Annotated in this window: 6 protein-coding genes; all 6 read left to right on the top strand. The window is 56.3% G+C overall.

The features are described from left to right. Positions 1-548: S-layer homology domain-containing protein (locus tag HMPREF2980_RS03415; protein ID WP_210394532.1), on the top strand; the 548-nt coding region annotated here is incomplete at its 5' end. Positions 549-898: 350 nt separating this feature from the next. Continuing rightward, positions 899-3,019 (top strand): S-layer homology domain-containing protein, encoded by a 2,121-nt coding sequence (locus HMPREF2980_RS03410; RefSeq protein WP_083309211.1) that lies wholly within the window; start codon positions 899-901, stop codon positions 3,017-3,019. A 419-nt stretch (positions 3,020-3,438) separates the two neighbouring features. Next, the gene (locus HMPREF2980_RS03405; RefSeq protein WP_070690169.1) at positions 3,439-5,271 is read left to right on the top strand and encodes an S-layer homology domain-containing protein; all 1,833 of its coding nucleotides are present in this window, start codon (positions 3,439-3,441) and stop codon (positions 5,269-5,271) included. Between the two features lie 443 nt (positions 5,272-5,714). After that, complete coding sequence (locus HMPREF2980_RS03400; RefSeq protein WP_049354786.1) at positions 5,715-6,599, top strand: S-layer homology domain-containing protein; 885 nt, start codon at positions 5,715-5,717, stop codon at positions 6,597-6,599. Between the two features lie 360 nt (positions 6,600-6,959). Beyond that, a complete protein-coding gene (locus HMPREF2980_RS03395; RefSeq protein ID WP_070690167.1) occupies positions 6,960-8,918 on the top strand; it encodes a gluconolactonase in 1,959 nt (652 codons plus the stop codon). 334 nt (positions 8,919-9,252) lie between these two features. After that, the coding region (locus HMPREF2980_RS03390; RefSeq protein ID WP_070690326.1) for a peptidase at positions 9,253-10,514 on the top strand (1,262 nt) is incomplete at its 3' end.

Raw genomic sequence — 10,514 nt, 5'->3', positions numbered from 1 at the left:
TGAGTCGCCGCGATGTCACGGTGGCGCTGTACCGTCTTGCGGGCGCACCTCATGTTGAGCTGCCTGCAACCAGTCCTTACGCGGATGTAACCCCGGACGATCCGGACTACGCCGCGTACATTTGGGCTCGTCAGAAGGGTATTACGTTCGGTTGGGTCGATGGTAAGTTCCACCCGGAGGCGAACCTTTCGATTGCCTCGACGGTGGCGTTCCTGTACAGGTACCAACGAGCGCTAACCCCTGCGTCTTCGCCGGAGTCGAGCAGTTTGCCGTCTTCGCCTGTACCGAAGAGCGATACGTCAGATAGCAGTAATGTACCGGAGGACTCTCCCACACGGGATTCACGTTCGCGGGTGCACTGGCCCGAGTATGAGCGTATGGATACTGCGTTCTGGAGGGAATCGCTGTGGGCTACCCAGCAGATTATCTGGGGATACGCAGAATATTATCGAGGCCACGGTGAGAATTTCAGCTCGGATACTGTTTCCTCTTGGCAGTTCTCACTGATGCTCTACCGTATGGAGCACGGCGGCAGCCGCCTCAAGTAGTTGCCCTGAAATAGTTATTCCTGAAGTAGCTATTTGAGAGTCGTCCCCTGCGGCCACACGGCATGTTGTTGTGTTGCTTTACAATCGGTAATGGCGGGCTGAAAATTTCGGGCTAATTCGCCCGGCTTTTCAGCCCGCCAGCACTTTCGCTGAGGCCCCTGGTGCCCCCCCCCTTTTACTCAACTTTTCGTTCATTTTCACCGTTCATTTCTCCCCTTTCACTCAGCTTTTCCCTCACTCACTTCAATCACCGTACAGAAAACCACTGTGCAGAAAACCCGGTGTGCAAAAACCACCGTGTAGAGAGCCCGGTATAGAAAGCACAGTGCAGAACATTAGATGGGATAACCGTGTCTTCTTTCTTCCGACCAACCACAGCTCAGGGCGCTAAGACGCCTGCCCAGAAAAACCGCCTCCAAAATACCCGGGGTAAGAAGGCAATTAGCCTCTCCCTGCTGCTGGGCATGACCCCGGCTCTGGCGGTCACCCCTGCTGCGCATGCTGATGCGGCACAGACGAAACCCGCACAGGTGGAGCCTGCTCAAGCGGATCCGGCGAGCCCCGTCTCCCCTGCCGCATCGTTGCAGGCAACCCCCGTAGCTGCCGTCCCCGGCGCCGCTGAGGCGGATGCCGCAACCGGTATTAGCGATGCTGACAAGATTGATTTGAAGGTCACTACCGGCACCCTCAACATTTCTCAGGGAGGCACGGTGTCCGTGACGACCTCCCCGTTGAGCCCCGAGTTCCGTAAGAAGTACAAGCTCTTCCAGTTCGGCCTCGTGAACCGTGGTACCGATTACGGGTGGTCCCGTACCAGTGAGGCAACCCAAAATCCCCTGTACCGTGGCAAGGTCGATCATCTTCGAGAAGACGGTATCGTCCACGACAACCCGGACGGAAGCCTCACCTTCACCTTCGAGGTCAAGAAGCAGACCATCCGGGCGATCCCTTCGCCTGCCCTTGACGTGGTGTTGACCTACTACCCGGCGGGCGAGCGCGAGCCGAACGCCGAGGAGTATGAGGATCCCCGTCTTACTGCCCACACTCCGCTCAGCCTGACTCAGGACCCTGAGCCGGGTCAGACTACTTATGTGTACAGCATGCCGGCGATTGATAACCCCTGGGTTGATACGCAGCTGAAGATTGAGGGCTACCATATTCTCTCTAAGCAGCTTCTTGAGCCGGGGAGCGCCCCGGCGTATCTGATGCTGTATGAGGTTGACCCTGCAACGGGAAAGATGGTGGGCAAACCCGTTTTCACGCATGCAGTTCGTTATACGGATTGCGGCGAATACTATTGCTGGAGTTTCCTCAACAACTATTTCTCTGCGGATGTGACAATTCCTGCGGGCACTCTGCAGCCGGGCAAGTCGTACATGATTGGCGTCTACAGCGGCTTCTTCCCGAATCCAGATGAGGAGAAGGTCCCCGGTAGCCTCCTGACGGATGTTGCCCCGTTTATTCCGGTGCGCTCACCCAACTCGAACACCGAGGTGAAGGATGCCGCCCCGGTTCTGCGTGTTGAGCCGCAGCAGAGGGACCAATATTATTCTGATTCACCGCAGGTGAGCCCCTATTGGGAGAAGAACACGTTGCAGGTGCGTGCCGTGAATCTGCCGAACCTCACCGAGGGTCATTACCGTTTCTCGCTGCAGGCTACGGATGCTTCTGGCAATCTGACGGGTCAGAAGGCGCTGGAGCAGGATATTGCGGCTGACCGTATCCAGAGCGGTTACACGGAGGCGACCCTCGCTGTTCCCGGTGAGGCGCTCAATTATCAGGGCGGTTACAAGTTAGTGGTGGAGAAGGTTCTTCCCGGTCAGGGTGGTGCCGCGGATTCTGTGCAGCAGGTTGTTTCTACTGACCTTGGTTTGGTGGTGAACGCGTTTGAGGAGGGTGAGGCTGCGAAGAGGTGGTACAAGGCTCAGCAGCTTCCCAAATCAGAGTCCTATTCTTCTGAGAATATAACGCGCCGTGATCTGACGGTGGCTCTCTATATGTTGGCGGGTTCGCCGAAGGTTGAGCTTCCGGAGGCCAGCCCGTATCCGGATGTTCAGCCTAGCGACCCGGACTATGCCGCGATTGTGTGGGCTCGTCAGCAAAGCATTACGTTCGGTTGGGCGGATGGCAATTTCCACCCGGATGCGAAGGTTTACAATTCTTCGGCGGTGGCGTTCCTGTATAGGTATCAGAGGGCGCAGGGTAAGGTTCCTGCGGCAAAGCCTCGTCCTGTTTCTTCGGCGTCAAAGAAGAGTAGTCTGCCGGGTGGTTTTTCTGAAGGCGGGTGGAATACTGTTCTTGGCTGGCATTACTCGTTCCGTAAGGAGTCCCAGTGGGCGATTGATCAGCGCATTTGGGGTTATATCAGCGAACAGTCTACCTATGAGGCGTATGTGCCGTCGTTTATTGGGCACACGGAACTCGCTACGATGCTGTACCGCATGGAGCACGGCGGCAGCCGTCTCACATAGTGTCTCGCCGTGGTGTTAGCTATTTTGGGTAGCTTTCGTCAAATAGGCGACTTTATGGCTCTGTTTATGTGCCACTTTTATTGTGGGTGACTTTTATGTTGCCTTGCCCACCGCATTGTGAATATTCTCAACCTGCAGAGGTTGCATAGGTGCGAATTTTTCGAATGCGGTGGGTTTTTTGTGCTTTCTTTTTTGTACAGTGACCAGTGTTTGTGCTTATCAGCACAATATTTAGGCATATTTTCCACGTCATGCACATACTTTTTAAAGCTATACTTCATCTTAAGACATGCGATAAAACACACAGACATTTTTCGCGCTGATGACCTTTCAGGTTCCAGCACGTCTTAACTATTTGCTACGGTGTTTATGCGCACCACACTCGATGCGTGACACCGATAAAAACTGATTGGATTACAATGTCCTCACTTCCCAACCACATGCGCTTTGCGCTACCCAAAAACATGGCCAAGAGCGGCTGCGCCATCACCCTGGCTGGCGCCATGCTCTTGCCCCTCTCCCCCGCGTTTGCGGCGCCTGCTGCTCCGGTAGCGGCTCAGGCTGTTGCGCAGGGCGAGGTTCAGGGTGCTCAGCGTCTGCAGGTTACCTCCGGCACTTTTGATATTCTCAAGGGCGGCAACGTGACGGTTAGCGGCTCCGGTTTCTCTAAGGACTTCGTCAAGGGCAAGTCGTTCCGCCTGTACGTTGTTCCGAAGGGTGAAAGTGTTGCTTTCCCGCCGCACCACCCGCGTGATTACCCCTTCTACGTTCAGGATGTTCCCGCCTCCGCCTTTGCGGCTGACGGCACCGTGAACCTGACCGCTTCGATCGACGCTAACTATCTGGAGGCCAATGGCTCGTCCTTCGATGTTGTGCTCGGTTACCGCGATGACGCTGAAGACGGCTGGATTCCCGCGGATGAGGTTCGTACTGAACTGAAGGTTGCGGATGTTCCCACCGTTGATTCCCCGACCCTGTCGTACGACGCTTCGTCGGTGAATGCTTCTGAGAACACTAAGGTCACCGTGAACGGTGCCGGTTTCCAGAACATTTCGTACAACGGTAGCGAGTCGCTAATTGTGGCGGTTCGTGCGGTTGATCCGGCGACCGGTAAGGCAACCGGCCCCGCGCTGGCTCAGTCGGAGGCTAAGTTCACCTCTTACTCTGCTTTCTTCGGCCAGTACATGGGCTACACCAACGGCCGTTTCTCGACCGTTCTGGACATCCCGGCAGGCACCCTGAAGTCCGGCAGCTCCTACGTTGTGCAGACTTTCGAGTTCAACGTCCCGGAAGATAACGATGAGGCGAACAACCAGGCGCTGAGCACTCAGGCGTTTGTTCCGGTGAACGGCGAGAACGTTAAGACTGCTTCGCCTTCGGTGTCCCTGAGCACTGACAAGGTTGATCTGAGCTCTTCGACCACTATCCGTGTGAAGGGTAAGGATTTCAAGGTTCCGGCTGGCGCTACCGTGAACGTTCTGTTCTCTGAGGCTGAGGCTGACGGCAACCCGACCGGTGAGGCTCTGGATAGCATCACTCTGAACGCTGACCGTGTGGCAACTGGCGCATTTGAGACCACCGTTAATGTTGACGGCACCAAGCTGGATGAGGATAGCCGCTACGCTATTTTCGTAACCATTAACTATGCGGATGGTCAGCGCGAGCGCATCGCTGCTGATTACCTGACTCTGACTGGTGAGTCTGCGAACAAGAAGGTCCGTGAGCGTTTCGCTGACGTTCCGACTGCTCACGCGAACCACAAGGCTGTTCTGTGGGCTGCTGATCAGAAGCTGATCGATTCTCGCGAGAAGGATTGGTTTGGCGTTAATGATGACGCGACCCGCGGCGACCTGACCGTTGCGCTGTACCGCCTGGCTGGTTCCCCGAAGGTTGATCTGCCGGCTACTAGCCCGTACGCGGATGTGAAGGCTGATGACCCGAACTACGTCGCCTACATTTGGGCTCGTCAGAAGGGCATTACGTTCGGCTGGTCCGATGGTAAGTTCCACGCGAATGCGTCCGTGTCTAACGCTACCGTTGCAGCGTTCCTGTACCGTTTTGATGGCAAGAAGCCGGTTGCTGTGACTGAGGCACCGTACACCGACGTGAAGGTCGGTTCTGCGTTCTACCGCGAGATTACCTGGGCTAAGCAGCAGAAGCTGCAGGTTTTCCTGGGTTCTGAGTACCACCCGTCTGCGCTGGTGAGCCGTGGTGAGCTGGCTGGTTTCTTGATGAACTACAAGGTTCGCTAGGGTCCTGTTAGTTCGTTGGGATTAGCGTCTAACCCGCAACGATTGAGCCGGGCTGGCGGTGATGAAACATTGGTTTCGTCCCGCTGGCCCGGCTTTTCTGCGCCCTCTGCATGGTGGTTATTAGGCTCTTTCAGGGGTGTGAGCAGGGCAGTTACTTGGCTGTTGTTCCGCGGTTTTTCGGGGTATTTTTGCCGGTTAACACGCTAATGTGGGCTGTACCGCATGTGGGGCGCGCCTCATGCGGTACCCGCTATTGGGGGGATTTTTGGGGTGTTCCACTCCCCTTTTTCACAATTGTTCCGTGGAGTGTAAATTAATATTTTTCAAGCTGTGGTTTATGCTTAGGACTGTTGCGCCCCCTTGGTGCGCGCCCGTTTCCGGTTGGGCGCTTGTTGTGCTAGGGAGCCTATCACACACCGATACATCAACCACATTGAGGATTTATGTCCCAGGATTCTAAGCAGTCGACTGATACTGCCCATAATTCTTCTGCGCCTCTGCTGGCACCGGAGGGCACCCCCGAGGCTTCTTCTCAGGCTGATTCTAAGAAGCGTAAGCGCCGCCGCATTGAGCTGGCTGTTGGCGCTGTAGCGCTGGCGGGTGTTTTGTATCTGCCGTTCTCTCCTCTTTTCTCTTTCTATGATTCGTCGGAGGCGCGTCTTTCTTCGGCGGATACTGCTGCGCCGGTAGCTGCTTCGGCGCCTGTTACCTCCTCTCCTCTGGTGTCGAGTTCTTCGACTCAGGGTCCGAAGATTCTGCGTCCGTCTGTGACCGCGCCGGATGCGAACACTATTTTTGATGATGCCACTGAGGATTCTGCGTACTATGCGGGTATCCGCTGGGCTGTTCGTACTCAGACGATGGAGTCGGTTTCTGAGGGTCACTTTGGTGCTGAGGATCCGATGACTCGTGGCGAGCTGATTAGCATGTTCTATAAGCTGGCGGGTTCACCGTCGGTGACTCGTCCGGAGCATTCGCCGTATTCGGATGTTGATGAGTCTGACCCGAATTATGATGCGTACCTGTGGGCGCGTCAGGAGCGTATTACCTCCGGTTGGGTTGATGGTAAGTTCCATGCGGAGGCGCGCCTGTCGAATGCTTCTGCTGCGGCTCTTCTGTACCGTGCTGATGGTGCGCAGAAGATTCAGATGTCGGGTTCTTCCCCGTTTAGCGATGTTTCCTCTGCGACTCCGTTCTACCGTCAGATTGTGTGGGCTTCGCGCCGTGGCGTGTCGACGGTGTCTGAGGGTAATGCTTTTGAGCCGACGGCTCAGACGTCTCGCGGTCGTGTTGCGATGATGATGTACCTGTACTTCCGCACTTCGTAGTTTTTACACTGCCTAGTTTTAGCGCTTGGTTAGTGTGTGTTTGGTGGCCCCGTACTCCTTGAATGGAGTGCGGGGCCGCTTGTGTTTTTGAAGACTGTTGTTTTGAGGACTGTGCGCGGGGTTCAGCATGCTGGGTTCAGTTTTTAACGGCTGGTCAACCTGGGAAAACCCTCAGAACCTTCAAGTCTCTCTTGAGTGTTTCCTGACTTCTATTCGCCCCTTTGATAGGGTGAAATTGTCCCCGAAATTGACGGGGATATTCGACCACTTCTCATTGGGTTGGCGCAGATTCGACGAAGATTTCTCACTCCCTTTTAGAAACTGCATTGGCGCGATGGGTTCGACCGATAAGGAATGATTATGTCCGCTCTTCCGAATTTCAAGGCTTCGTCCTTCTTCCGTGCAGCACGGGGTTGCGGTGCATTGGCGTTGGCTGGCGCGATGGTTTTGCCGATGGCTCCGGCGCTTGCCCAGAATGTTGCCGCAGATGCTCCTGCAGTTGCGGCGGCTGGTTCTCTGCCGGCTGACCCTGCTCCGAAGGCCGCTGTCGCCCAGAAGACTGATGCTTTCGCCCCGCACTGGCGCTACAACGCTCTGAAGGATACCGGTAACGATCAGGTTCTGAACTTCTCAGGTTGGGGTTTCAATGGCGATATTAACTCCCCGAAGGGTGTTCAGATTGTTGTGCGTGAGAAGACCCTGAGGGCGCGGGTTCTGGCGGTTAGCGACATCATCGAATATAACCACGAGGAACTGGCTTTTGCTTACCAGGGCGGCTATGTGACCGGTACCGTCAATATTCCGGCGAACACCCTGAATAAGGCAAAGCAGTACGTTGTCGAGGTGTGGGGCAACAACGGCTACGAGGGCGACGAGTTCATTACCCCCGTCGTGGGTAAGGCACCCGAGGGTCATGGCACCCTGCTCGCTTCTCAGACGCTGAACTTTAACGGTTCCGATGGTTCGCAGGCTGCGGATGTTCCGGGCGCTAAGGCTGTCCAGGAGGACGCTCCGACATTCGACGTTCTGTACGACGGCAAGAATCCGCTACTGTACACCTTTGAGGGCGGCACCGTCCACGTGAAGGGTTCGGGTTTCACCAAGGAGTGGCGTGAAAAGCACGGCAATGTAGCGGTTTACCTGGCCGCTTCTCAGGGTGTTCCCGATGGTGACCTTCTGCCCGCTGATGATACGCCGCTCCGTTTTGAGGAGGGTAAGGACTTCACCATTGCCGAGGATGGCACCCTGGATGCTCAGCTGACGGTCAAGCCGGACGTGCTTCAGCGCTACTACGAGCCTCGCAACTACTTCCCCGGTATCCCGCGTTACGAGGTGCGTTACGAGGTTGACCTGGTTGCTGAGAAGCAGGGTCAGCCCCCGCTGACCGTTGAAGATCTGTGGGCTGGCAAGAACGTGGTGCGCCGTATTGCGGTGCATACTCAGGCGTTCCGCCCCAGCCCGTTTGCCCCCGAGGTGAAGTACAAGGCTCTGGGCGACACCACCGCGGATCAGGATATTTACTTCTCGGGTACCGGCTTCTACGGTGAGATTGCTTCCCCTAAGGGTGTTCAGTACGTAATCCGTGAGAAGGGTTCGAACACCCCGGTTCTGGCGACGAGCGACCTCATTGAGTACAACCATCACGACCGCGCCTTTGAGTTTGTGAATGGTGAGCTGTCCGGTAGCGTAAAGGTTCCGGCGAACACTCTGGATCCCGCGAAGAAGTATGTCGTAGAGGTTTGGGGTAACAACGGTTACGAGAACGGCGAGTTCGTCGCCCCCGTTGTGGGTAAGGCACCCGAGGGCCGCGGTACTCTGCTGGCTTCTCAGGACCTGAAGTTCAAGGGCTCTGACGCTGTTGAGGATAAGAAGCCTAGCTTGACCGATGAGCAGCGTAAGGAGCGCGCTACCCGCGGTGAGCTGGCGGTGGCTCTGTACCTTCAGGCCGGCGCGCCCGAGGTGAAGCTGCCCGAGACCTCCCCCTGGCCGGATGTGAAGACTGACGACCCGAACTACGCTGCGTACATTTGGGTTCGTGAGAAGGGTATCAGCTACGGCTGGTCGGACGGCAAGTTCCACGCGGACGCTGGCATCTCGAACGCTACCGTTGCAGCGTTCACTTACCGCGCGGCTGGTTCTCCTGCGGTGACGGGTAATTCCCCCTACGTGGATGTTAAGCCTGGTTCTGCGTTCTACCGTGAGATTCTGTGGGCTAGCCAGAATTTGACTACGGTGTACGGTGGTCAGTATTTCATTCCTCAGCAGCTGCTGACTCGCGGTCATCTGGAGACTGTCCTGGCTGCTTTCCAGTCTCGCTAAACATAGCCAGCTGAACACCCCCGTGTTCCCGAGCAGGTTTTCTGCCCAGGAGCGCGGGGCTCTGTTTTTGGGGTTTAGCGTGCTGAGTTTAGCGTGCTGGGTTCTCAGTTCTTAGTGGCTGGTCAACCTGTGAAAACCCTCAGAACCTTCAAGTTTTTCTTGAGCGTTTCCTGACATCTGTCCAACCCTTTGATAGGGTGAAAATGTCCCCGAAACCGACGGGGATATTCGACCACTTTTCTCATTGGGTTGGCGCAGATTCGACGGAGATTTCTCACCCCGAAACCCTATGAAACTGCATCATCCCGGTGGGTACGACCCGTAAGGATGATGTATGTCCTCGCTTCCGAACTCTAAGTCTTCGTTCCTCCGTGCGGCGCAGGGTTGCGGCGCACTGGTGCTGGCTGGTGCGATGGTTCTGCCGATGACTCCGGCACTCGCCCAGGATGCGGCACCTGCTGCTAATGCACCGGCGGCAAATGCTGTGACCCCCAAGCCTGCGGCTCAGGATGTTGCCGCGCAGCCGACGTACTCCACCGACTATGACACCATTTTTTACACCGGTGAGGGCGGCACCGTGACCCTGAAGGGTACCGGTTTCACCAAGGAATGGCGTGAGCAGCACGGCACCGTTGTCTTCTACATTGCCGCTACGAAGGATCGCCCCGGTAACGCAGAGCCTTCAACCTCGATGCTTCGCTTTGAAGAGGGTAAGGACTTCACCATTGCCGATGACGGCACTTTTGAGGCAAAGCTGACCATCAAGGCTAAGGCTCTGGAGAGTTTCTACACTCCCATCGATTATTTCCCGGGTATCACCCTGGATGAGGTGCGTTACGAGACGGGTATTTTGACCGAGGCTAAGGGCCAGCCGCAGTCGAGCATTGAGGATATTTGGGCTCGCAAGAACGTTATCGCCCACCACCCGATGTACACCCGCGCCTACCATCCTGAAGTCATGGCACCTAAGTGGAAGTATGATGCTCTGAAGGACACCACGAAGGATCAGGAACTGCTGGTCCAGGGTGAGGGTTTCGTTGGTGAGGAGCTGCCCGGCCGTGAGGGTGCCATGTACGTGATTCGTGAGAAGGGCACCGGCACCCCCGTCCTGGCGATGAGCGATATGAAGTCCTACTATGAAGGTCCCGATGGCGTAACCCGCCTGGAGGGAGGCACTCTTTACCGCACCATCAAGATCCCCGCAAACACCCTGGATTCGTCTAAGCAGTACGTCATTGAGGCGTGGAGCGACTACGACTACGACCTCACCAAGAAGGACAGGCCTCTCATCACCCCGATTGTGGGTTTGGCGCCGGAGCACCGCGGTGTTCTTATGGGCCGTCAGGATCTGAAGTTTGAGGGTGTTCCGGACTTCATGGATGCTACTGCGCCCGCGCGAGAATACAAGACCTTCACCTCGAAGCTCACCTACCAGGAGCAGCAGCAGCGCGCTACTCGCGGCGAGTTGACTGCGGCGCTGTACGCTCAGGCTGGTAGCCCCAAGGTGAACCTCCCTAAGACCTCCCCCTGGCCGGATGTGAAGACCACCGACCCGAACTACGCCGCCTACGTGTGGGCTCGTCAGAAGGGCATTAC

The sequence above is a fragment of the Rothia sp. HMSC076D04 genome (assembly GCF_001814645.1).
GTDB classification, from domain to species: domain Bacteria; phylum Actinomycetota; class Actinomycetes; order Actinomycetales; family Micrococcaceae; genus Rothia; species Rothia mucilaginosa.
Note: the sequence above shows the minus strand (reverse complement) of the source record. Positions and strands in the feature narration are given on the sequence as shown.

Excerpts from the sequence above, each read along its gene's own strand:
- HMPREF2980_RS03400 (WP_049354786.1), top strand. The coding sequence starts at position 5,715 with ATGTCCCAGGATTCTAAGCAGTCGACTGATACTGCCCATAATTCTTCT.
- HMPREF2980_RS03395 (WP_070690167.1), top strand. The coding sequence starts at position 6,960 with ATGTCCGCTCTTCCGAATTTCAAGGCTTCGTCCTTCTTCCGTGCAGCA.
- HMPREF2980_RS03405 (WP_070690169.1), top strand. The coding sequence starts at position 3,439 with ATGTCCTCACTTCCCAACCACATGCGCTTTGCGCTACCCAAAAACATG.